The sequence below is a fragment of the Mesorhizobium sp. B2-4-19 genome, assembly GCF_006441315.1.
Classification (GTDB): Bacteria; Pseudomonadota; Alphaproteobacteria; order Rhizobiales; family Rhizobiaceae; genus Mesorhizobium.
The window spans coordinates 21,600-44,814 of record NZ_VFUV01000029.1; the positions used below are offsets into that span (position 1 = coordinate 21,600).

General features: G+C 63.5%; 23 protein-coding genes. 11 read left to right on the forward strand and 12 right to left on the reverse strand.

What is annotated here, in order from left to right; genetic code table 11:
* The 8 genes from FJ546_RS31970 to FJ546_RS29995 all read right to left on the reverse strand — a co-directional run bounded on the left by FJ546_RS31970 (position 1) and on the right by FJ546_RS29995 (position 7,149).
* Positions 1-1,005 carry a molybdopterin cofactor-binding domain-containing protein gene (locus FJ546_RS31970; RefSeq protein WP_140892804.1) on the reverse strand — a complete coding sequence of 335 codons (1,005 nt, stop codon included), beginning with the start codon at positions 1,003-1,005 and terminating at the stop codon, positions 1-3.
* A 1-nt stretch (position 1,006) separates the two neighbouring features.
* Positions 1,007-2,374: a xanthine dehydrogenase family protein molybdopterin-binding subunit gene (locus FJ546_RS31975; RefSeq protein WP_140892806.1), complete on the reverse strand. Its 1,368-nt coding sequence runs from the start codon at positions 2,372-2,374 to the stop codon at positions 1,007-1,009.
* 10 nt (positions 2,375-2,384) lie between these two features.
* The gene (locus FJ546_RS29970) at positions 2,385-2,867 is read right to left on the reverse strand and encodes a (2Fe-2S)-binding protein (RefSeq protein WP_140892807.1); all 483 of its coding nucleotides are present in this window, start codon (positions 2,865-2,867) and stop codon (positions 2,385-2,387) included.
* A 60-nt stretch (positions 2,868-2,927) separates the two neighbouring features.
* Positions 2,928-3,722: an FAD binding domain-containing protein gene (locus tag FJ546_RS29975; RefSeq protein ID WP_140892809.1), complete on the reverse strand. Its 795-nt coding sequence runs from the start codon at positions 3,720-3,722 to the stop codon at positions 2,928-2,930.
* Positions 3,723-3,749: 27 nt separating this feature from the next.
* The gene (locus tag FJ546_RS29980; protein WP_140892811.1) at positions 3,750-4,193 is read right to left on the reverse strand and encodes an SRPBCC family protein; all 444 of its coding nucleotides are present in this window, start codon (positions 4,191-4,193) and stop codon (positions 3,750-3,752) included.
* 107 nt (positions 4,194-4,300) lie between these two features.
* Complete coding sequence (locus FJ546_RS29985; RefSeq protein ID WP_140892812.1) at positions 4,301-5,128, reverse strand: AraC family transcriptional regulator; 828 nt, start codon at positions 5,126-5,128, stop codon at positions 4,301-4,303.
* 217 nt (positions 5,129-5,345) lie between these two features.
* Positions 5,346-6,344 (reverse strand): ABC transporter permease, encoded by a 999-nt coding sequence (locus FJ546_RS29990; RefSeq protein WP_095773852.1) that lies wholly within the window; start codon positions 6,342-6,344, stop codon positions 5,346-5,348.
* 61 nt (positions 6,345-6,405) lie between these two features.
* Positions 6,406-7,149, reverse strand: a complete 744-nt coding sequence (locus FJ546_RS29995; RefSeq protein WP_027047043.1) for an ATP-binding cassette domain-containing protein — start codon at positions 7,147-7,149, stop codon at positions 6,406-6,408.
* A 440-nt stretch (positions 7,150-7,589) separates the two neighbouring features.
* On the opposite strand from FJ546_RS29995, the gene FJ546_RS30000 reads away from it, so the two are divergent.
* Complete coding sequence (locus FJ546_RS30000; RefSeq protein WP_140892814.1) at positions 7,590-8,579, forward strand: sugar-binding protein; 990 nt, start codon at positions 7,590-7,592, stop codon at positions 8,577-8,579.
* Between the two features lie 184 nt (positions 8,580-8,763).
* Positions 8,764-9,546 (forward strand): FadR/GntR family transcriptional regulator, encoded by a 783-nt coding sequence (locus FJ546_RS30005; RefSeq protein ID WP_140892816.1) that lies wholly within the window; start codon positions 8,764-8,766, stop codon positions 9,544-9,546.
* Positions 9,547-9,716: 170 nt separating this feature from the next.
* Here the strand turns inward: FJ546_RS30005 and FJ546_RS30010 are convergent, their stop codons facing one another.
* Positions 9,717-10,655: an NAD(P)-dependent oxidoreductase gene (locus tag FJ546_RS30010; protein WP_140892817.1), complete on the reverse strand. Its 939-nt coding sequence runs from the start codon at positions 10,653-10,655 to the stop codon at positions 9,717-9,719.
* 118 nt (positions 10,656-10,773) lie between these two features.
* On the opposite strand from FJ546_RS30010, the gene FJ546_RS30015 reads away from it, so the two are divergent.
* On the forward strand, positions 10,774-11,664 hold the full coding sequence (locus FJ546_RS30015; RefSeq protein ID WP_140892819.1) for an NAD(P)-dependent oxidoreductase: 891 nt from the start codon (positions 10,774-10,776) through the stop codon (positions 11,662-11,664).
* A 107-nt stretch (positions 11,665-11,771) separates the two neighbouring features.
* On the forward strand, positions 11,772-12,548 hold the full coding sequence (locus FJ546_RS30020) for a FadR/GntR family transcriptional regulator (RefSeq protein ID WP_140892820.1): 777 nt from the start codon (positions 11,772-11,774) through the stop codon (positions 12,546-12,548).
* Between the two features lie 29 nt (positions 12,549-12,577).
* Here FJ546_RS30020 and FJ546_RS30025 read toward each other — a convergent pair whose 3' ends face one another.
* Complete coding sequence (locus FJ546_RS30025; protein ID WP_181168147.1) at positions 12,578-12,868, reverse strand: DUF3175 domain-containing protein; 291 nt, start codon at positions 12,866-12,868, stop codon at positions 12,578-12,580.
* 178 nt (positions 12,869-13,046) lie between these two features.
* On the opposite strand from FJ546_RS30025, the gene FJ546_RS30030 reads away from it, so the two are divergent.
* The 7 genes from FJ546_RS30030 to FJ546_RS30060 all read left to right on the forward strand — a co-directional run bounded on the left by FJ546_RS30030 (position 13,047) and on the right by FJ546_RS30060 (position 21,110).
* Positions 13,047-14,276 (forward strand): MFS transporter, encoded by a 1,230-nt coding sequence (locus FJ546_RS30030; RefSeq protein ID WP_140892823.1) that lies wholly within the window; start codon positions 13,047-13,049, stop codon positions 14,274-14,276.
* Positions 14,277-14,414: 138 nt separating this feature from the next.
* Positions 14,415-15,443 (forward strand): LacI family DNA-binding transcriptional regulator, encoded by a 1,029-nt coding sequence (locus tag FJ546_RS30035; RefSeq protein ID WP_140892825.1) that lies wholly within the window; start codon positions 14,415-14,417, stop codon positions 15,441-15,443.
* A gap of 307 nt (positions 15,444-15,750) precedes the next feature.
* Positions 15,751-16,878 (forward strand): sugar ABC transporter substrate-binding protein, encoded by a 1,128-nt coding sequence (locus FJ546_RS30040; RefSeq protein WP_140892827.1) that lies wholly within the window; start codon positions 15,751-15,753, stop codon positions 16,876-16,878.
* A 77-nt stretch (positions 16,879-16,955) separates the two neighbouring features.
* A complete protein-coding gene (locus tag FJ546_RS30045; RefSeq protein ID WP_140892828.1) occupies positions 16,956-18,503 on the forward strand; it encodes a sugar ABC transporter ATP-binding protein in 1,548 nt (515 codons plus the stop codon).
* Positions 18,500-19,480 carry an ABC transporter permease gene (locus FJ546_RS30050; RefSeq protein WP_140892830.1) on the forward strand — a complete coding sequence of 327 codons (981 nt, stop codon included), beginning with the start codon at positions 18,500-18,502 and terminating at the stop codon, positions 19,478-19,480. Before FJ546_RS30045 ends, FJ546_RS30050 begins: the two co-directional genes overlap by 4 nt.
* Positions 19,477-20,463: an ABC transporter permease gene (locus tag FJ546_RS30055; protein WP_140892832.1), complete on the forward strand. Its 987-nt coding sequence runs from the start codon at positions 19,477-19,479 to the stop codon at positions 20,461-20,463. The genes FJ546_RS30050 and FJ546_RS30055 overlap by 4 nt, the downstream gene beginning before the upstream one ends.
* Positions 20,464-20,627: 164 nt before the next feature.
* Positions 20,628-21,110, forward strand: coding sequence for a gluconokinase (locus tag FJ546_RS30060; RefSeq protein ID WP_246687020.1), 483 nt, complete (start codon positions 20,628-20,630; stop codon positions 21,108-21,110).
* An 80-nt stretch (positions 21,111-21,190) separates the two neighbouring features.
* Here FJ546_RS30060 and FJ546_RS30065 read toward each other — a convergent pair whose 3' ends face one another.
* Together FJ546_RS30065 and FJ546_RS30070 are read right to left on the reverse strand one after the other, a co-directional pair.
* Positions 21,191-21,640, reverse strand: coding sequence for an Rrf2 family transcriptional regulator (locus FJ546_RS30065; RefSeq protein ID WP_140892835.1), 450 nt, complete (start codon positions 21,638-21,640; stop codon positions 21,191-21,193).
* A 247-nt stretch (positions 21,641-21,887) separates the two neighbouring features.
* Positions 21,888-22,874, reverse strand: a complete 987-nt coding sequence (locus FJ546_RS30070; RefSeq protein WP_140892837.1) for a sulfate ABC transporter substrate-binding protein — start codon at positions 22,872-22,874, stop codon at positions 21,888-21,890.
* Between the last annotated feature and the right edge of the window lie 341 nt (positions 22,875-23,215).

The following is a 23,215-nucleotide window of genomic DNA, read 5'->3' on the forward strand; positions in this document are numbered from 1 at the left end:
TCAGTTCGCCGCTAGCGCCTTGAGCGCGCGCAGGATGCGTTCCGGCGTGATCGGCAGCGTGTCGATGCGTACGCCGACCGCGTCGAAGACGGCATTGGCGACCGCCGGTATCTGCGGGTTGGCGCACATTTCCCCCGGCCCCTTGGCACCGTAAGGACCATCCGCCGAAGGTCGCTCCAGGACGATGATCTCGGTCTTCGCGAGATCGCCGGGACCCGGCATCAGATATTGGTTGAAGTCGGTGCCGCCATGGTCGCGGTTGGGATAATAGGGCTCGGTGGTCTCATAGAGCGCGTGGCTGATGCCCATCCAGGAACCGCCGACCAGCTGCTGTTCGACCATTTTCGGGTTCAGCGCGCGGCCGATCTCGAACACGTTCTTGACCGTTAGAACCGTGACTTCGCCGGTCTCGTCATCAACCTCGACTTCGGCCACGGTGCAGGCGTGGGCGTAGCAGGTCGAGGGCTTCATCGCGCCGGTCTCCTTCTCCGGGTAGGAGCGCGGGATCAGGAACATGCCGCGGCCCGATATCGACCGGCCGCGCTTGAAATGCGCCGACAGCGCGACATCGAAGATCGAGATCGATTTCTGCGGTGCGCCCTTGACCAGTATGTTGCCCTGGCCGTCGGTCTCGAGGTCGGAGGCGTTGACCTCCAGTTCCTCGGCAGCGACTTCCAGCATCACCTGGCGCGCTTCCCTGGCCGCCTGGATGACGGCGTTGCCGGCGCGGTGCGTGCCGCGCGAGGCGAAGGTGCCCATGCAGTGCGGGCCGGTGTCGGTGTCGGCGGTGTCGACGACGACGCGGTCGGTCGGTACGCCGATGGTCTCGGCGCAGATCTGCGCCATGATCTGCTTCATGCCCTGGCCGAGATCGACGGAGGACAGTGTCACCATGAAATTGCCGGTCGGCGTCGAATGGACCAGCGCCTGGGTCGGGTCGCCGCCGAGATTCATGCCGGTGGGATAGTTGATCGCGGCAACGCCGCGCCCGCGCCGGATCGCCATATCAGGCTCCCTTCTTGTAGGAGGACATCGCCATATATTTCTCGGCCACCGGCCAGTTGGCGGCGCGCGAGGCTTCCTGCATGCACTCGATGAGCGCTGCCCCTTCCGTCGGCTGGCGATGCGCCTTCATGTCGCCGTCGCGATAGGCGTTGATGAAGCGGAATTCGAGCGGGTCCATGCCGATCAGCCGCGCCAGCTTGTCCATCTGCACCTCCAGCGCAAAGTCGCCGATGGTGACGCCGAAGCCGCGCATGGCCGAGGACGGCGTGCGGTTGGTGTAGACGCAATAGGTGTCGATCCAGACATTGGGGATGGTGTAGGGGCCGGGATAGTGTCCGGCACCCTTCTGCGCGCCATAGGGCGAGTGGCGCGAATAGGCGCCGGCATCGGTGTAGCCGGTGACCTTTCGGGCGACGATACGGCCGTCCTTCATCACACCGTCCTTGATGACGACTTTTTCGGCCGCGCGGGGCGAGGATATCTGCATTTCCTCCTCACGGCTGTAGACAAAGGAGACCGGCCGGCCCGTGAGCTTGGCGCCAAGGATGGCGATGGGCTCGACGATGACGTCGACCTTGCCGCCAAAACCGCCGCCGACCGTGCCGCCGACGAAATGCAGCTTGCTGCCCGGCATCTGCAGGATGATCGAGGTGTTGTCGAGGGTGAAGAACATCGCCTGCGTGTTGGTGTAGCAGGTGAAGCGGTCATTGCCTTCGGGCACCACCACGCAGCCGGTGGTCTCGGTCGGCGCATGCTCGATCGGCGAGGATTGGTAGCTCTGCTCAAGGATGTGGTCGGCGCCGGAAAAGCCCGCCTCGACATCGCCGAAACGGACCTTGCGGCACTCGCCGCTGTCATAGAGATAGTAGTTCTGGCCATGATATTCGTTGACCAGCGGCGCGCCGGGCTTCAGCGCTTCCTCCATATCGAAGACGGCCGGCAGCACCTCGTAGTCGACCTTGACCCTGGCGGCGGCCTCCTGCGCGGCGCGCTCGGTCTCGGCCAGCAGCGCCACCACGGCCTCGCCCTTCCAGCGCACCTTGCCGTCGGCCAGCACCGTCTCGTCCTCAGGGCCGATCTGGATGAGGATCAGGATGGTGTAGACATTGTGCGGCACGTCCTTGGCGGTCAGCACCTTGACCACGCCTGGATGCTTTTCGGCCTCGGATGTGTCGATCGAGCGGATGCGGGCATGGTGGTGCGGGCTGCGCACCATCTTCAGGTGCAGCATGTCGGGAAAGTTGCGGTCGGCGAAAAAGGCGGTCTTGCCGGTGACATGGCCGGGCGAATCCGAACGCGGCCGGGGCTGGCCGATTTCGTGCAGATCGTCCTTGCGGACATCGGCGAAGTAGTTCTTGCGCAGTTCCATCGTCGGTCCCTCAGGCCGCGTTCTGCGAATTGGCACTGGCCGCGGTGAGCACCGCCTGGATGATCGGTTCGTAACCGGTACAGCGGCAGATATTGCCGGACAGCGCCTCCACCACCTCGTCGCGGCTGGGGTTTGGCGTGCGGTCGAGCAGCACCTTGGCGGCCATGATCATGCCCGGCGTGCAGAAGCCGCACTGCGTGGCGAAGCTGTCGAGGAAGGCGCGCTGCAGCGGATGCAGCACGCCGCCTTCGGCGAGGCCCGATGTCGTGGTGATGGCAGCGCCATTGCAGGTTTCGGCCAAGGTCAGGCAGGACAGCCTGAGTTCGCCGTCGATGATGACCGAACAGGCGCCGCATGTGCCTTGGTGGCAGCCGCCCTTCGGCGAGGTGTCGCCGATCTTGTCGCGCAGAGCGTTGAGCAGCGTCGTGCCGCTGTCGATGAATTCGGCTTTCTCGGAGCCGTTGAGCGTGAATTGAACCGGGATCTTCGCCATGTTTCCTCCTTGCGTGCCTGCCCGACGGATCGGACAGACGCGCGCCCCCCAACGATGATTTCAGGCCAGCAGCAGCCGGCCGAGATGGACCGGCAGGACTTCAGCGCGGTACCAGGCGCTGGCGATCGGATCGGTGATCGGCGCAATGCCCTCGGTGGCGACGGCCAATGCTGCCGCGATGCCGTTCTGGTCGAGTTTCTTTCCTTCGAGCGCCTTTTCCGTCGCCTTGGCCCGCATTGGCCGGTCGGCCATGCAGCCAAGCGTGATCCGCGCCGAGGACACGGTGCCGTCGGCGGCCTGTTCCAGGACGGCGGCGATGCTGAGCACCGAAACGCCTTTGGGCTTGACCCGCGACACTTTCAGGAAACGGAAGCCGTCGGCCTTTGGCAGTGTGAAACCGACTGACGTGACGACGGAGCGGCTGCCGTCCCGCCTGGCGAGAAAAGTCTCGATCGGCAATTCGCCATCTTCGGTGCCGACCATGGCGTCGAGCGCCAGCAAGGCCACGGCGAAATCGCCATAGGGCGCCGGCGCGAACAGATTGCCGCCGACAGTCGCCATGTTGCGGATCGCCGGACCGCCGACGGCGCGCGCGGCCTTGGCAAGGATGGCGAGCTCCGGATGGCGGGCGATCGCCGCCATGGTCACCGATGCGCCGATGCGGACCTTGCCGTCGGCGACCGTGATGGCCGTGAGGGCCGGGTCGGTCGATCTGACAAGGCCGAAGACCGAAACATCGCCTTCATTGGCCGCGCGGACCACGAGCGTGCCGCCGCCAAGATAGCGGGTGCCGGCCGCCTTCAGCGCCGCATTGGCGTCCTGCACGGTCAGGAAAGTCTGGAGGGCAAGCGCCATGGAACGCTCCTGTTCTGAAGCCCAAATTCAGCTCTGGCCGGCAAAATGGCTCTTCAGGGCGTTGAAACCGCCCTGAAAGACGTTGGCGCCCATGCCGGCGGCGATCTTGTCGGCTTCTTCGGGGGATGCATCGAAGCTGGCGGTCCATTCGGCATAGGTGCGGTCGCCATCGGTGACACGCCTGAGCTGCAGCGTCGCCTTGTGGTTGGTCAGCGGCTGCGGCGTTTCCAGGATGGAATAGCTGACGAGGAAGTTCTCATCGGAAAGGTCGAGCAGTTTTTCGCGCAGCCGCGCGCCGGTGATCAGCTCGAAATTGCGCACGCAGCCGATCGTCGAGGCGTCCTTGCCATCCTCAATATGGCTTTCGACCATGCGCGGATGCCAGCCCGGCAGGCCGTTGAAGTCGCGTATGCGCGCCCAGACCTTTTCGACCGGCGCGTCGATGACGCTGGAGATGGTGACTTTTGCCATAGGACGTTCCCTTGCGAATGCGACAGTCGGGCAAGGGTAGGGCGGTGGCCTGGCTGACGCTTATCAATGCGTCTTGTGCGCGTATCAAGGAGTCTGAAAAAGCAGGCTCAGGCGGTTGCCCGCGCGGCCTCGCGATAAAGCGTCGGCGGCACGCCGACATGGTCGCGGAAGAAGCGCGAGAAATTGCCCTGCGTGGTGAAGCCGAGATTGCAGGCGACCGAGATCAGCGGCTCCTGCGACCATTGCAGCTGCCGCACGGCCTCCTCCATGCGCAGCGTGTTCCAGTAGACGTTGGGCGTCAGATTGGTCTGTTCCTTGAACAGGGCGAAGAAATGCGGCCGCGACAGGCCGACGCTGCGCGCCACGTCATCGAAGGAAATACGCTCGCAGACATTGGCCTTCATCAGCTGAATGGCCTTGCGAACGCGGAAATCCTGCATGGTGTTGATGCGGGTGCGCGCCTCCTGCGGCGCCCACGCGTCGGCGGCATCGAGCACCGAATCGATGAAGCGCTCGATCTCGTAATTGGCGACGTCGTCGATGCTTTCATTGTCGGTCAGATGGTCGAGCAGGCTGGCGGCGGCCTGGTGCAGCCAGGGCTCCAGCGTGATCGCCGCCTGGGCGAACAGCGGCGCGGAGGAGAGCAGGTCGCGGCGACGGCGCGCCCAGTCGGGATCGATGTAGAAGGCGAGGAACAGACCCGGCGTCCCGTTTTGCGACAGGACGTGGCTGTGCGGCTGGAAGGAATTGATGCCGGCGGCGGTGCAGGGGCCGAGCCGCACCGTCTCGCGGCCGATGGTCATCTCGCCGGCGGTGCCTTCGAGCCAGATGATCAGATGCGCCTCGACATGGGCATGGGTGACGAAGTCGCTTGCGACATTCAGGACAGAAACATGTCCGAACCGGCCCCAGTAGAGCCTGATCGCTTCCGTCATGGGTATATCCTCCCGCAGACGACTGGCCTCCCTTCGCCTGCCTGGAGATTGTGCTGCCGGTTGCCTGTTTCCGTCAAGACATGGGCTGTTGGCGGCGAGCGGTGGCGGCTCGCTCCGGCTGATTTTCAGACTGAGCGATAGGAACTGGAACGAACAGCGCTTGGCAATGTCCTTCTCCCATGAGGGCCCATGAGGGAGAAGGACAGGCACTTAAATGTCAGTCGTTGCGCCTGAAATTACGGATGCGGTCGAACAGCACCGCCAACAGGATGGCGCCGCCGATGAAGGTGCCTTGCCAGAAGGCATTGATGCCGAGCAGGCCAAGGCTATTGCGGATGACCTCGATGAGGGCCGCGCCGACAATGGCGCCGAAGGCGGTGCCGACACCGCCGGCCAGGTTGGCGCCGCCGATGACGGTGGCGGCGATGACCTGCAACTCCATGCCGGTGCCGAGATTGGTGGTGACGGCGCCGAGCCAGCCGGTCTGGATGATCCCGGCAATTCCCGCCGACAGCGCCGATATCATGTAGACGGCTACCTTGATCTGCTTCACCGGGACGCCGGTCAGCGTTGCCGCGTGCTCGTTGCCGCCAATGGCGAAGATGTGCCGGCCGAACTTGGTCCAGCGCAGGATGAAGCCGGTGATCAGCGCCAAAAGGATCATGTAGAGCACCGGATTGGCGATGCCGAACACCCAGGCGCCGCCGCCGAGCGCCAGCAGCTTGTCGTGGTCCGGCCCGAACTGGAAGACGACGGTGTTGTTGGAGGCGACCATGGCCAGGCTGCGGGCAATCGACAGCATGCCGAGCGTCACCACGAAAGGTGGAAAGCCGAGATAGGCGGTCAGGATGCCGTTGAAGGCACCGATGGCGAGCGCTGTGGCGATCGAGGCCAGGATGCCGATTTCGATCGAATAGCCGGCATGCATGGTGACGGCCAGCACCATCGATGACAGGCACAGAACCGAGCCGACCGACAGATCGATGCCGCCGGTGATGATGACGAAGGTCATGCCGAGCGCGACGATGGCGACGAAGGTGATGTTACGGGTGATGTTGTAGAGGTTCTTCGAGGTTGCGAAGGCGTCGGTGGCGAACGACAGGAAGATGCAGGCGAGGATGACGGCGATCACCACCCAGAAGGTCTGGGTGGAGAACAGCCGCGACAGGAAAGTGTGCTGCTTCTGCGCGATCGTCTGATCAAGGGTGACTGCCATTATCGACCTTTCCTGCCGGCGGCGATGCACGCCGGCCTGGTGAAATCCGGATTAACCGCGCTCACGAGACCTGCTCGATGGCGCCAGTGATGAGCCCGGTGACCTCCTCGGGCGAGCTCGATGCGATTGCCTTGTCGGCGACCTTGCGTCCGCGCCGCATGACGATGACGCGGTCGGCGACGTCGAACACGTCGGGCATGCGGTGGCTGATCAGCACCACCGCTATGCCCTGGTCGCGCAGATGGCGGATCAGGTTGAGCACTTCGGCGACTTGCCTGACCGAGATCGCCGCCGTCGGTTCGTCCATCAGCACGATCTTGGCCTGCGACAGCATTGTACGGGCGATCGCAACCGCCTGGCGCTGGCCGCCCGACATCTGCTTGACGAGATCGCGCGGGCGGGTCTCGGACTTCAACTCGGCGAAGAGTTGGCCGGCGCGCTTGTACATCGCGGCATAGTCGAGGATGCGGAAGGGGCCGACGCCGCGCCGCAACTCGCGGCCGAGATAGACATTGGCGGCCGCTGTCAGATTGTTGCAGAGCGCAAGATCCTGGTGGACGATCTCGATGCCGTGCTGGCGGGCTTCCGCCGGCTTGTTCAGGATCAATTCCTTGTCGTCCATGCGCATGGTGCCATGGCTCGGATGGAAATTGCCGGCGATCATCTTGACCAGCGTCGACTTGCCGGCGCCATTGTCGCCCATCAGGCCGACGACCTGGCCGGGTTCGATCGACAGCGACACGTCGTTGACAGCCTGGATGGCGCCAAAATGCTTCGAGATGTTGGTGAGTTCGAGAACCGCCACCAGCCTGTTGCCTCCCATGTCCTGCCGCATGCCTTTTCCAGGTCGCAGCTCCGATATCGTGCTCCCCATTCCTCCCGGAAGCAACGATCTTCGGCATTTACGCGAACGCCCGCACGGGCGTCAATTGTCGAAATGGGCTATTTGTCAGACGAATAGTGACATGTGCTTCTGAAAAATCCGTTTTGTAGGACAAATAGCAATTGACGTTGGCGCCGCGCCGTTATTAGTTGATGGTCGGAGAAAGATATCCGGTCCCAAACCATTGTTGCGGCGGGACCGGTGGGAGGTTATCGGCCGTTCCGGCACGTTTCCGGTCCGGTCGCATCTGAAAATGCTTATCGGCCTTGCCCGCCGGCACGAGCGTTGGCTCTGCCATCTCGCATCAGGTCGATTTGTATGGCGGGCACGCCGTGTCCGTCCGTTTCCAAGGGAGGACTGACATGAGGAAAACAGTATTGCTCGCCGCCGTCGCCGCCATGGCGCTGGGCGCCGGGCCGGCTTTGGCCAAGAAGCAGCTCGTCATCGTGGTGAAAGGTCTCGACAATCCATTCTTCGAAGCGATCCATCAGGGCTGCGAGAAATGGAACAAGGAGAACGCCAGCTCGGAATATGCGTGCTTCTACACCGGTCCGGCGTCGACTTCCGACGAGGCCGGCGAGGCACAGATCGTCCAGGATATGCTGAGCAAGCCCGACACGGTGGCGATGGCGATTTCGCCGTCCAATGCGCCGCTGATCGCGCAGACGATCAAGAGCGCCAATCCGTCAATCCCGATCATGACCGTCGACGCCGACCTTGCCAAGGCGGACGCCGCACTGCGCAAGACCTATCTCGGCACCGACAACTACCTGATGGGCAAGAAGATCGGCGAGTACATCAAGAAGGCCAAGCCGAAGGGCGGCACGATCTGCACGATCGAAGGCAATCCGGCTGCCGACAACATCCTGCGCCGCGCGCAAGGCATGCGCGATGCTCTGACGGGCAAGGAAGGCCTTGCGACGCTTGCCGGTGAGGGCGGATGGACGGAAGTCGCCGGCTGCCCGGTGTTCACCAACGACGACGGCGCCAAGGGCGTTCAGGCGATGACCGACATTCTCGCCGCCAACCCCAAGCTCGACGCCTTCGGCATCATGGGCGGCTGGCCGCTGTTCGGCGCGCCGCAGCCTTATCGTGACCTGGTTGGACCGCTGAAGGACCGGCTGGCCAAGAACGACTTCGTCATCGGCGCCGCCGACACGATCGGCGACGAAGTGGCGATCGCCAAGGATGGCCTGGTCACCGCGCTGGTCGGCCAGCGGCCCTTTGAAATGGGCTACAAGGCGCCGTCGGTGATGATCGACCTGATCACGGGCAAGAAGGTCGACGATCCGGTCTTCACCGGCCTCGATGAGTGCACCAAGGACACGGTCGACACCTGCATCCAGAAATAGGTCTTTCGATCCGGGGCGCTCGGCAACGGGCGCCCCGTCAATTCCTGAGCGAGACGCCATGGCAAGGGGCAACAGGCTCCGGCCTCGACGCGTCCGTGGTTTGGATTTTTCGGTGACGGAATCGGCGCGCCACAGGGTTCGGAGTATCTCCGGGCGACAGGCGGTCGACCGTATTGGAACGTGGATGCCCCAGGACAAGGCGAAGAAGCAAGCCAGCCGGGCCAAGGCGCAAGCCAGCCGCGATCCGGCCGTCGTGCGCAGGGCGGATGCGGCGCACTTTCCCGGGTCCAGTGTTCATGCCTCGCTCGCCAGCGAGATTGGTCTACGGATCGTGCGCGGCGACTATCCGCCCGGCAGCATCTTGCCCAACGAGGCCAAATGGGCCGAAACGTTCAATGTCAGCCGCTCGGCGGTGCGCGAGGCGATCAAGATGCTGATGGCCAAGAGCCTTTTGGCATCACGTCCCAAGATCGGCAGTTGGGTCGAACCGAAGGAGCGCTGGAACCTGCTCGACCGCGACGTGCTTGCCTGGTACGCGACCGCACCCGACCGTGAAACCTTCCTGCGCACCGTGCAGGAGTTCCGCCACATCATCGAGCCGCAAGCATCCGCCTTTGCCGCCATGCGGCGCAGCGACGAGCAGATGGCCGAGATCAGCCTGGCCTGCCGCGAGATGGGCGAGGCTGCGAACCTGCCGGAACGCATCCGTGCCGACACGCGCTTCCACCTCGCCATCCTGCGGGCTTCCGGCAACGACCTTCTGGTGCCGCTCGGCGTGCTGATCGAGTCCGCGCTCGACCATCTCTTCGTTTTCACGACACGCCAGGTCAGCGACCAGAACCGGGCGCAGAAACTGCACGAGGCGATCGAGAAGAACATCCGCCTGCAACGGCCGGCGGCGGCGCGCAATGCCGTGCACAAGCTGCTCGCCGACACCGATGACGGGATCGGAAGCCGGCGGCGTTAGCCGTCCGGCCGTCAGAGCAATTCCAGGAAAAGTGTGAAACGGTTTTCCGCCCGGAATTGCGTCAAAACAAAGAGTCAGAGCAATTCCAGGAAAAGTGTGAAACGGTTTTCCCAAGGGAAAGCGCGCAGCGCTTTCCCTTGGGAATTGCATCAAAACAAAGAGTTACAGCCTTAGATCGTCTGCTTTTTGCCATCCTTGGTCGGCATCAGGTCGACGCCGTTGACCTTGCCGATATGGGTCGCCAGCATCGGCACGAACTGTTCGGCCGGGCCGGTGGCATGGGCGCCGGCGAAGGAATTCTTGGTGGCGTTGCCGAGCGGGTTGGCGATGCCGGCGGCACCCGCCATCGATTCCAGATAGGTCAGGTCCTTGAAGGCGTTGGCGATGGTGAATTTGTGGGCGTCGCGGTCGCCTTCCAGCGTCCAGCGCATGAAGGTCTGGTAGAAGCCGCAATCCATGCGGCCATTGCGGATGACGCTGTCGAACCGCGGTGGCGAGATGCCGACCTTTTCGGCCAGGGCAAGCGCCTCGGAATAGAGGGCGGCGTAGCCCAGCGAGATGAAATTGTTGAGCAGCTTCATGCGGTGGCCATCGCCGGTGTCGCCGATATGCACGATGCGGCCGGCCCAGGTCTCGATCACCGGCTTGACCCTGGCAAAGACGGCGTCGGGTGCGCCGACCATGGCGTCGAGCGTGCCTTCCCAGGCTTCTTTCGGCGTGCGGCTCAGCGGCGCGTCGACGTAATCGATGCCCAGCGCCTTGAGTTCGGCCGCAAGCGCCACCGTCGAGACCGGGTCCGAGGTCGAACAATCGACGACGACCGAGCCTTTCTTCAAGCCCTCCTTGAGGCCGCCGGGGCCTCGGATGATGGCCTCCACTTCGCGCGAACCGGTGACGCAGATGAAGACGATATCGGACGCCACTGCCACATCGCGCGAGGTCGATGCTTCCCTGGCGCCGCGGCCGAGAAGGTCCTCTGCCGGCTTGCGGTTCTTGCGGCCAAGGAATGTCAGGGGATGGCCCTTGTCGACGATATTCTTGGCAATGCCGTGCCCCATCAGGCCAAGGCCGATGAAGCCGATCTTTTCGCGCGCGGTGGTGGTGTTCATGTCGTCGTCCTGTCCTGGATTATCGATAATTGTGCCGCTGTTTTAGCCATATGCGGTTGCAGAAAGCAATATTGTCTGACAATAGACGGCAATTCCAGAGCCTGTCATGGAGACCAGAATGACGAAGCGGATCATGTTCACCGGCGGCAGCGGCAAGGCTGGGCGTCATGTCGTGCAGTATCTTGTCGAACAGGGCTGCCAGGTGCTCAACATCGACACCAAGCCCCTCGACAATCCCAAGGTGCGCACGCTGATCACCGACATCACCGATAGCGGGCAGGTGTTCAACGCGCTGTCGAGCTATATGGGACTGCACGAATTCGACCCGTCGCTGCGCCCGCAACCGGTGGATGCGGTGGTGCATTTCGCCGCCATCCCGCGCATCATGATCACGCCGGACAATGAAGTGTTCCGCATCAATGCGATGGGCACCTACAATGTCATCGAGGCCGCGGTGAAACTCGGCATCCGCAAGGTGATCATCGCCTCCTCGGAGACGACCTATGGCCTGGTGTTCGCCAACGAGCCGCGCGACCCCAAATATTTCCCGCTCGACGAGGAGTATGACGTCGACCCAATGGACAGCTATGCGCTGTCCAAGATCGTCAACGAGAAGACGGCGCGAGCCTTCGCGCAGCGCAATGGCACCGACATCTATGCCTTGCGCATCGGCAATGTCATCGAGCCGCATGAATATTCGCTGTTCCCGAAATGGTTCGCCGATCCCGGTTTCCGCAAGCGCATCGCCTGGAGCTATGTCGACGCGCGCGATCTCGGCCAGATCACGCTGCGCGCCATCGAGAAGGATGGGCTCGGCTACCAGGTGTTCAACGCCGCCAATGACGACACTTCGTCCGACCTGCCGACGGCCGAACTTTTGAGGCGGTTTTATCCGGATGTGCCGGTCAAGGCCGAACTCGGCGAATACGAGACGCTGCTTTCCAATCGCAAGGCGCGCGACATGCTCGACTTCCGTCCGGAGCATAGCTGGCGCAAATATGTCAAATAGGCCGAACGGGGATAAAATCGCGGCTGGGTTGTGCATAGAAGCGGGCTTTGCGGCCCAACCCCCGCGCCGCGCTTGACAGGTTCCGCAATCCGGCCTTTCTGAAGTCCATGCGGGACGCAAAGCCGAACAAGGAAAGATCGCCGAAAAAGCCGGCATCCGCCGAGCGCCAGCCTGGCGTTCGCCGATCCGATGCGGCGCGCATTCCCGGCGCCAGCGTGCACACGTCGCTGGCCAGCGAAATTGGCCTGCGGATCGTGCGCGGCGACTATCCGCCCGGCACCATCCTGCCCAATGAGGCGAAATGGTCGGAAACCTTCAGCGTCAGCCGGTCGGCGGTGCGCGAGGCGATCAAGATGCTGATGGCCAAGAGCCTCTTGGCCTCGCGCCCGAAGATAGGCAGCTGGGTCGAGCCGAAGGAGCGCTGGAACCTGCTCGACCGCGACGTGCTCGCCTGGTACGCGACGTCGCCCGACCGCGAGGTGTTCCTCAAGACGGTGCAGGAGTTCCGCCACATCATCGAGCCGGAAGCCGCCGCCTTCGCCGCCATGCGGCGGACCGACGAGCAGATGGCCGAGATCAGCCAGGCCTGCCGCGAGATGGGGGAGGCGACCAGCCTGCAGGAGCGCACGCGCGCCGACACGCGTTTTCACCTGGCCATCCTGCGGGCTTCCGGCAACGACCTCCTGGTGCCGCTCGGCGTGCTCATCGAGTCGGCCTTCGACCATCTCTTCACCTTCACCACACGGGCGGTCGACGACCTCAATCACGTGCAGAAGCTGCATGAGGCGATCGAGAAGAACATCCGGCTGCAACGCCCGGACGCGGCGCGCGCCGCGGTGCGCAAGCTGCTTGCCAACACCGACAACGTGATCGGCTCGGCCTGACCTGAATCTCAACACACCCCTGGCCAGAGCTAATCTTCCTTCTCGCGCCCGAAGGCCACGCGCAGTTCGTCCTTGGCGCGCTCAAGCACTCGTCTGCGCGTGGCGGGCAGGTTCTTGCCGGCACGGTTGATATAGAAATTCAGCATCGACATGGCGGATTGGAAGGGTTCGGCCTTGCGGCGGTGGCTGTGTTCGGCCGACCGTTTGAGCGAGGCGGCGATCTTCTTGGCATCGTCGGACTCGAAGATGTGATCCTCGAGATCCATGGCGTCGCTGTGCTCGGTCACCTCGGCCGACCATTTCTGCCTGGCAGCGGTCATGGCTGGGACTCCTTTGCGGCTTGATGATCGGAAAACTCCAGACATCGGCGTCGGTTCCCGCTTTCTTGTCCGCTCTGGAGCCACGGATTTGCCCACCGTGGCGCTGCTGCGTCCCGAGAATGCGCCGATAGTGGCGCAAACGGCAGCCGGTTTTCGTAACCGTCGACAGGAAACGCCTTTGACCCGAACCGACTTGAGCCGGCCGAGCCCCGGGATCGACAGTTCCTACGCCTGGATGCGTCTGGCCATCTCGATGGTGCTGGCGACGATCGGTGCGGTCGGCATGTGGGCCGTCGTCGTGGTGCTGCCGGCGGTGCAGGCCGAGTTCGGCGTCGACCGAGCAGCGGCATCCATGCCCTACACCGCGACCATGGTGGGCTTCGCCGCCGGCAATGTGCTGGTGGGCCGCGCCATCGATCGCATGGGCTATTGGATCCCGGCGCTGATTTCCTCCATAGCACTCTCGGCTGGCCTCCTGCTAGCCGCACTTTCGACCTCGATCCTGCAATTCACCCTTGCCCAGGGTGTGCTGATCGGTGTTGGCACGTCAGTGATCTTCGGGCCGCTGATCGCCGACATCTCGCACTGGTTCAATCGCCGGCGCGGCGTCGCGGTAACGGCAGCGGCGGCCGGCAATTACCTCGCCGGCGCGCTCTGGCCGACCATCATGCCGACGCTGATCAAGGTGGAAGGCTGGCGCTTCACCTATGCGGCCATCGGCATCTTCTGCCTGGTCACCATGGTGCCGCTGGTGCTGATGCTGCGGCGCGGCGCTCCGGAGGCTGCCGCCGCCGGGTCGCCGGGAAGCCGGTCCGTGCAACCGATTCCAATGTCGCCGGCGGCGCTGCAGGCGCTGCTGGTTATCGCCGGCCTTGGCTGCTGCGTGGCGATGTCGATGCCGCAGGTGCACATCGTCGCCTATTGCATGGATCTTGGATACGGCATCGCGCATGGCGCCGACATGCTGTCGATCATGATGGCGGCGGGCGTCGTCAGCCGGCTTGCCTCGGGCTTCATTGCCGATCGCATCGGCGGCGCGAAGACCCTGGTCATCGGCTCGGTGCTGCAATGCCTGTCGCTGCTGTTCTATATTCCGTTCGACGGGCTCGCCTCGCTCTATGTCGTGTCTCTGGTATTCGGCCTGTCGCAAGGCGGCATCGTGCCCTGCTATGCGATCATCGTGCGCGAATATCTGCCGGCCAAGGAGGCCGGCCAGCGTATCGGCATCGTCATGATGGCGACGATCTTCGGCATGGCGATCGGCGGCTGGATGTCGGGCTGGATCTACGACCTGACCGGCTCCTACGCCGTAGCCTTCCTCAATGGCATCGCCTGGAATTTGCTGAACATAGCGGCGATAGGGCTGTTCATGTGGAAGGCAAGGGGCAGGGCGGTCATGGCAGCCTGAGGCGCCTCGGCTTGACAATGGGCAAGGGCTGCGCGACCCCAGAGGCCAAGGGTTGCGGCAACAGGCCGGTGAGATGGCGACAGCTCAGATGATCGTATTGCGGGTGCGCTTCGGCGGCCATATGCGCGGGCAGTGGCCTTGATCAAGCCGCGCGCGCGCCGGGGCGGCGGCCGCCCGACCATATCGGATGTCGCGCGCAAGGCCGGCGTCGGCGCAATCACCGTGTCGCGGGCGCTGCGCGAGCCGGAGCGCGTCAGCCAGGATCTGCGCCGCCAGATCCAGGCCGCCATCGACGAACTCGGCTATGTGCCGGACCCCAATGCGCGGGCCCTGGCTTCGGCGCGTGCCGAGGTGTTCGGCGTGCTGGTGCCGTCGCTGACCAACAACGTCTTCGCCGAAGTGGTGCGCGGCATCTATGATAGCCTGTCGGACAGTCCGTTCCGCATCCAGCTTGGCAACACCCACTATTCCGGGCTCGAGGAGGAGCGACTCTTGCAGCTGTTCGGCTCGCAGCGGCCGGCAGCATTGATCGTCGCTGGCATCGACCAGACGCCAACCTCGCGAAAACTGCTGGAGAATGCCGGCTGCCCGGTGGTGCAGGTGATGGAGACCGGGCCCGATCCCGTCGACATGATGGTCGGCTTCTCGCATCTCGACGGCGGCAGGACGGCGACCGGGCACCTGATCGAGGTGGGGTATCGCCGCATCGGCTTCATCGGTGCGCGCATGGACCCGCGCTCGCAGCGACGCCTTGCCGGCTACCGCGCGGCGATGGAGAAGGCCGGACTGTTCGATCCGCGCCTGATCACCACCACGCCGGTGCTGTCCAGCGTGCCGCTCGGCCGCGAATTGTTCCGCGATGCCCTGGCCAAGATGCCGACGCTCGACGGCGTGTTCTGCAACAATGACGATATCGCGCTCGGCGTGCTGTTCGAGTGCCATCGCGCCGCGATCGATGTGCCCAAGACCATCGGCATCGTTGGCTTCAACGACCTCGACATGATGCAGGTGGCGTTTCCCTCGATCACCAGCATACGCACGCATCGCTATGAAATCGGCAGGCGGGCGGTGGCCATGGCATTGTCGGCGATCGCCGGCAACAGGCCGGAACAGCGGATTGTCGATCTCGGCTTCGAGCTCAAGCGCCGCGAGAGTACAGCACGCTGAACCCGCTTTTTAGAAGGCGCTCAAATGGCGCTTTACACAACGCTATGGTAGCGCTACCATTTTTCCAAGCGAGGCTCGTCTCTGAAGTGCCGGGTTTGTTTATTATACATAAGCGACAGCTGATGCTTGTTTATTATGTATAATATGATAGTTTTTCTTCGGTCGATGGGGACGGCAAAGGGGAGGTGGCGCGAAGGTCGTTGGCACCTGGCAGGCGTGACTGGGCAAGGCGGGAGGGTCTGCCGGAAACGCGGGAATTGCATAAAACTGAAGCAACAAATCAGAACTGCAATCGGGAGGATTATCGATGATCAAGTCACTCGTCGGTGGCATCGTTGCCGCCACTGCATTCGTAATGTTGAGCTCGTCGGCGATTGCCGCGGGTCCCGAAATCGTCAAGGGTCCGGCTGCCGAGCCTGACTGTTTCGCACCCTGGGCCGCCGACACGCAATTCTTCAAGTTCCCCAAGAAGGCTGGGCCGTACCGCATCGCGCTGGCTAACGGCTATATCGCCAACACCTGGCGCATCCAGATGGTGCAGACCGCAAAGGCCTATGCGGCACAGAAGGACGTTGCCGCGAAACTGAAGGAATTCAAGGTCGTCTCGACCGGTGAGGACGTGCCGGCGCAGATTTCGGCGATCAACAACTTCATCGATTCCGGTTATGACGCGATCGTCGTCAACGCGCAGAACCCGACCGCATTCGGGCCTGTGATCAAGCGCGCCAAGGAAGCCGGCGTCGTGCTGGTTGCCTTCGATAACATTCTCGACACCAAGGACGCCATCAACGTCAATGTCGACCAGAAGGGTCTTGGCGAACTATGGGGCAAATGGTTGATCTCCCATGTGCCGAATGGCGGCAAGATCCTCGAAGTGCGCGGCGTTGCGGGGACCTCGGTCGACACTGATCGCCACAACGGCATCCACGAGGCTCTCGATGCCTCCGGCAAGAAATGGGCCGTCACCGAGGTCGTCGGCAAGTGGGACGACGGCGTCGCGCAAAAAGCTTCGGCCGATGCGATCGCCACTAACGGCCCCTTCGACGGCGTTACCGGGCAGGGCGGCGACACCGGTATCGTGCAGGCGATGATCGATGCCAAGCATCCCTTCGTGCCGTTCGGCGGCGAGACCGAGAACGGCTTCCGCAAATTCTGCGCGGCCCACGCGGCCGACGGGTTGAAATGCTCGTCAGCCGGTACCGGTCCGGCGCAGGTGGCGGTCGCCATCAAGACGGCGATCTCAGCGCTTGAAGGCAATGTCGTCCCGCAGTCGGTCAAGCTGCCGCTTGCCATCGTCGAGGATCCGAACTTCAAGGCAGGTCAGGATTTCTTCCCCGACCAGTCCGACAATTTCTTCGTCGGCAATTCCTTCCCGACCTGCGGCATTAATTTCACCGCGCAGGAAATCATGGGCCAGACCAAGGCGGACCAGTAGCTGCACTCCCGGCGCCGTGAGATCTCCCGCGGCGCCGGTCACTTGACACGCCGATCAAAGCGCCCCGGGGAGGGCCGATGGACAGTGCGGTTCCGCTCTTCCGGATGGAAGGCATATCCAAGCGCTATGGTGGCGTGCGAGCTCTGGAAAAGGCGGAGCTTGTCGTCACATCCGGCAGCATCCACGCCATCCTTGGCGAAAACGGCGCCGGTAAGTCGACGTTGATCAAGGTCATGGCCGGCGTCGTGGCGCCCGATGAGGGCCGCATGACGCTGGATGGCCGGGAGGTGACCTTCCTGTCGCCGGCCGCCGCCAACCAGGCAGGCATCGTCTGCATCTTTCAGGAGCTGTCGCTGGTTCCAGATCTCAGCGTCGCCGACAACATCGTCATTTCCGATCCGCCCAAACGCTTCGGCATGATCGACCGCGGGGCACAGCGACGCATCGCCGAGGAGGCGCTGGCGCGCGCGGGCGCGGGCGACATCCACCCGCTGGCGCTGGTCAAGGATCTGCCGCTGTCGCGCCGGCAGATGGTCGAGATCGCCAAGGCGCTGGCCAGGAAGCCGCGCATTCTCATCCTCGACGAGGCGACCTCGGCGCTGGCGGCGGCGGATGTCTCGAAGATTTTTGGCGTCCTGAAGCGGCTGCGCGCGGAAGGGCTGGCGCTGCTCTACATCTCGCACCGCATGAACGAGATCGCCGAACTTGCCGATCAGTGCACGGTGTTCCGCAATGGCCGCAATGTCGCCAGCTACAAGGCCGGCTCCAAGAGCGACAATGAGGTGGTCGAATTGATGATCGGCCGCGAATACAGTCACATCTTCCCGCCCAAGCCGGCGGCTGTGCCGGCTACAGCCGCACCCAGGCTTGAAGCCCGCAAGCTCTCCTGGACCGACCGGCTGCACAACATCTCGCTGACCGTCCGGGCAGGCGAGGTGGTCGGCCTCGGCGGTCTCGACGGCCAGGGCCAGCGCGAATTGCTGCTTGCCTTCTTCGGCGTCCTGCGCGGCCTTTCCGGCGAGGTGCTGATCGACGGCAAGCCGGTGGCGATCAGCAGTCCCGCGGCGGCCCGCGAGGACCGTATCGGCATGGCGCTCATTCCCGAAGACCGCAAGACCGAAGGACTGATGCTGCCGATGACGGTGCGCGAGAACCTGTCCTTCGCCGCGCTCGACCGGTTGTCCAAAGGTGGCATCATCGACCGCGCCGCCGAGCAGCAGCTGATCGACGACATGGTCGGCCTGCTCGCGATCAAGACGGCGGGTCTCGATATTCCGGTCGGCGCGCTGTCGGGCGGCAACCAGCAGAAGGTGGTCATCGCCAAATGGCTGATGCGCCAGCCGCGCATCATCCTGCTCAACGATCCGACGCGCGGCATCGATGTCGGCACCAAGCAGGAGCTCTATCAGCTGATGCGCAAGCTGGCGGACGCCGGGGCCGCGATCCTGTTCTATTCGACCGACTATGACGAGCTGATCGGCTGCTGCGACCGCGTGCTGGTGCTCTATGACGGCGCGGTCAAGCGCGAACTGGTCGGCGCCGAGATCACCGAGCGGGCGCTGATTGCAAGCGCGCTCAACATCCATGGCGAGGAGAGCCCGGTGGGCCTGGGAGCAAGCGCGTGAAGGATTGGCGCTACTGGCTGGCGGAGCAGCGCGGAACGCTGCTGGCACTCGGCATCTTCATCGTCATGTTCATCATCTACACCTCGAACCATCCGGCCGGCTTCACCGCCAATGTGGTGCAGACGGCGGCGAACAAGGGCGTGCTGCTCGCTTTCGTCGCCATGGCGCAGACGCTGGTGGTGATCACCGCCGGCATCGACCTGTCCGTCGGCATGATCTTTCTCCTGACCAACTGCCTGGCCTCCTGGCTGGTGGTGGGCTCGCCCATGCAGACGACGCTCGGCGTCATCGCCGTGCTGGCAGCCGGTCTTCTGTGCGGCGCCATCAACGGCGCCATCGTCATCTACGGCCGGCTGCAGCCGATCGTCGCCACCATCGCCACCGGGGCCGTCTATTACGGCATCGGCCTTTTGCTGCGGCCCTTCCCGGGCGGCTCGGTCAATGAGGATCTGGCCGATGCGATGACCGGACGCGTCTTCGATGTGGTGCCGGCGAGCCTCGTCGTGCTGTTCGCCATCGTGTTGTTGATCTGGGTGCCGTTCAGCCGCTCGGTGCTTGGCCGCGCTGCCTACGCGGCGGGATCGTCGGAGACGGCGGCCTATATGTCGGGCGTGCCGATCAGGCGCGGCAAGTTCGCCGCCTACACGCTGGCCGGGCTGCTGGCGGCGATCGGCGGGCTGTTCTTGACCTTCTTCACCTATACGGGCGATGCTGCCTATGCCAGCGGCAACGCCTACACGCTGTTTTCGATCGCCGCCGTCGTATTGGGCGGCGTCTCGCTGTTCGGCGGCAAGGGCAGCGCCATCGGCGCCATCTTCGGCGCGCTGGCCTTTCGCACCATTGGCGATCTGTTGTTCGTTTTCGATTTCGATCCGCTCTGGCAGCCGCTGTTCCAGGGCGTTATCCTGCTGATCGCGGTCAGCCTCGGCGCCTTCGCCCTGTTTCGGGTCCGCAACCGGCTGGAGTGGTTCCTGTGAGCGAAACGACGCTTGGCGGCATTGCCGGCCGCATGCCGAAATTCATCCGCCGCGCCGATCCGGCGGTGCTGACCGCGTTCGCCTGCATCGTGCTGTTGCTGTTCCTCGGCAGCCTCTATTCCAGAAGCTTCCTGTCGCCTGAATATCTGCTGCAGCAATTGAAGGTGGCCTCGTTCCTCGGTGTCATCGCCACCGGCATGATGCTGGTCATCCTGCTCGGCCAGATCGACCTGTCGGTGCCATGGTCGGTTGCTGCGGGCGCGATGATGGCCTGCGCGGCGGCGGCCTACGGTCCGCTCGGCGTGGCGCTGGCCATTCCGTTCGGCATCTTGTGCGGCGTGCTGATCGGCATCGTCAACGGCATCGGCGTCGCCTATCTGCGCATTCCCTCGATGATCATCACGCTCGCCACCAACGCCGTCGCGCAAGGGCTGATGGTGGTCTACACCGGCGGCTTCTCGCCCCAGGATTCGGCCACGGGTGCGATGCGCTACCTCGCCACCGGTTTTGCCATTCCGGGCGTTCCCAACGCCGTCATCATCTGGGCGCTGATCGGGGCCGCGATGGTCTTCGCGCTGACCCGCACCGGCTTTGGCCGGACCGTCTACGGCATCGGCAACCGCGAGCGCGCCGCCTATCTCTCCGGCATCGACACAAGGCGTGTGGTGATGATCGCCTTCGCCGTCTCCGGCGGGCTGTCGGCCTTCGGCGGCGTGCTGCTGGCTGGCTATGCCTCGAAGGCGGCGCAGTCGATGGGCGATGCCTATCTCTTGCCGTCGATCGCCGCCGTGGTGCTTGGCGGCACCTCAATCCTGGGCGGGCGCGGTTCCTATCTCGGCACCGTCGCCGGCGTCATCCTGATCACGCTGCTGCAATCCATCCTGTCGGTCATGCAGATGCCGGAGGCGGGGCGGCAGATCATCTATGGCGTCGTCATCGTCGCCATGCTGCTGCTCTACGGCCGCGCGCCGGCAAGCCGCTAGAGCCGGATGATTTCAGGTCGAATCGAGCTGAAATCTGAATCCGCTTCTAAATCAAGGAGATAGGGCATGATGTCGTCCGAAAACCACTTCACACTTTTCGGCATCATGCTCTAGCCGTGGACGAAGAAGGCGCTCCCGGTTCGGTGCCGCCGGCCATCGTGGTGATGGGTGTCGCCGGTTGCGGCAAGTCGGCTGTCGGCATCGCGCTGGCGGCCGCGCTGGATGCCGTCTTCATCGAAGGCGACAGGCTGCATCCGCCGGAGAATGTGGCGCGCATGGCAAGCGGCGAGCCGCTCACCGACCAGTTGCGCGAAGGCTGGCTCAACGCCATCGGCGAGCGCATCGCGACGTCGATCGGCGAAGGACAGGGCGTGGTCGCGGCCTGCTCGGCGCTGAAGCGCAGCTATCGCGAGCGCCTGCGCGGTTATTGTCCCGACCTCGTCTTCCTCTATCTGGAGATCGACCCGGCGACGGCAAGGCAGCGGGTCGCCAGCCGCAAGGGCCATTTCATGCCGGCAAGCCTGGTCGACAGCCAGTTCGCCATCCTTGAGCCGCCGCGCAGCGAAGAGCGGGCGCTGACGAGCGACGCGACGCGTCCCGTAGCCGATGTCGTTGCGGACGCAATGCATCTGCTGGCCAATTCATGAGCCGGCAACCGTCGCCTGGCATGGCATCGCCATGGGCGATCATGGAAACTTACGATGACAAACGCCGCCCAGCCGTCGATCTAAATCTGCGAGGACAGCTCGACCGGAAAATCGTCGTTATCGGCATCGCGCATGGCGGCGAGGCTTCTGTTATCGAGCACCTCGGCAATGGCCTGGCGCACTTCCAGCATCATGTGCCGGACCTGGCAGGTCGCCTCGTCGCAATCCTCGCAGCGCTGGTACTGCGTGCGGCTGGCGCAGGGTATCGGCGCCAGCGGGCCGTCGAGCACGCGTACGACATGGCCGATCTTGATATCGGAGGCCGGGCGGGCGAGGCGATAGCCGCCTTCCTTGCCCTTGCGGCTCTGGACGAAGCCGGCATTGCGCAACTCGCCCAGGATGGCGTCGAGGAATTTCTTCGGGATGTTGTTGGCGACCGCGATGTCGTTGACGAAGGCCAATTGGCCAACCGGCAAGCCGGAAAGATGCACGAGGGCCTTGAGGCCGTATTTGCCTTTTTTTGTCAGCATGCCCGAGTCAACCCGTTGAAGCCCCAACCACACCGCATCTGGCGGCTGTTTGTGTGCAAATAATGACGGTTTCGCCGCGCGATGATATTTCGCGAAAACAACGCGCCGAATGGCACGTTAGGCACAAACGCGTTGATTCTTTGTAACGTTTTGCCGGGATGGCGCCGTATTCGTCCTGGCGGATGGCAAGACGAAGAAGGCCGGCTCATTGCCGGCTTCCTCATCTACTCAATCGATGCTGAAACCGTCAGCGGCTGCCATAGGCCTGGTCGAGCAGGCCGCCGGCGGCGAAATGCTCTTTCTGGATATTGTCCCAGCCGCCGAAGACGTCTTCCACAGTCAGCAGGCGTACCTGTGGGAAATCGGCCTTGTATTTGGCGGCGACGGCCGCATCACGCACCCGGTTGCCGTTCTGGGCGAGGATGTCCTGGCCCTGCGGCGTGTAGAGGAAATCGAGATAGGTCTTGGCCAGATCGCGCGTGTCGTGCTGATCGGCGACCTTGTCGACGATCGCCACCGGGAATTCGGCGAGCAGGCTGACCGAGGGCGTGACCTGCTCGAACCTGTCGTCGCCATACTCCTTGCGGATGCCGCGCGTCTCGGATTCGAAGGTGATCAGCACGTCGCCGATCTCGCGCTGCACGAAGGTGGTGGTCGCGGCGCGGCCACCCGTGTCGAAGATCGGCACGTTGCTGAACAGCTTGGTGATGAACTCCTTCACCTTGGCATCGTCGCCCTTGAAGGCTTCCTTGGCGTAGGCAGTGGCCGCCAGATAGGTGTAGCGCGCATTGCCGGAGGTCTTCGGGTTGGGGAAGATCACCTGCACGTCGTCGCGCACCAGATCGTTCCAGTCCTTGATGTGCTTGGGATTGCCGGCGCGCACAAGGAACGAAGGCAGCGAATAGAAGGGCGAGGCATTATCGGGAAAGTCCTTCTGCCAGTCGGCGGAGACGAGCCCTTTCTTGACCAGGAAATCGACATCGGTGACCTGGTTGAAGGTGACGACATCGGCGCCAAGGCCCTCGGCGATGGCGCGCGCCTGCGCCGAGGTGCCGGCATGCGACTGGTCGACGGTCACACCCGGATGCCCGGCGACGAAGGCCTTGTTGACCTGGACGAACAGTTCGCGGCCGACGTCATAGGAGGCGTTGAGCAACTTGTCGGCCGACCAGGCTTGGGAGGATGCGAGGATAAGGCCGGCTGCGGCGGCAACGCCGAGGAAAAACCGCTTCATGAAAGGGCTCCGGATGCAATGCGTTATGGCTCGACCATAGCCGTGACGCACGGGGCGGGGCGAGGCATCGAGGCGAGGGCCTGGGGCTCGTTGCTAGAAAAACTGTTGCCCCAGCAGGTGGATCGTAGGATTTTCTTTCAAGTGGGTCATGCTGTAGCAGATGAAAGATTAGGTCACGGCCATCGGGCGAGACGTCCCTTTGGCGTACCAAAGTCGCCGTGGTCCTAGTACTACAGTTGCAATTATTAGCAAATCATGATTCTTCTCAAGCGTTTAGGACAGCTTGAGGAGAGCTTTGGGGATGTCTGTTTCTGACTGGGCTGGATCCGGGATTGGTTGGG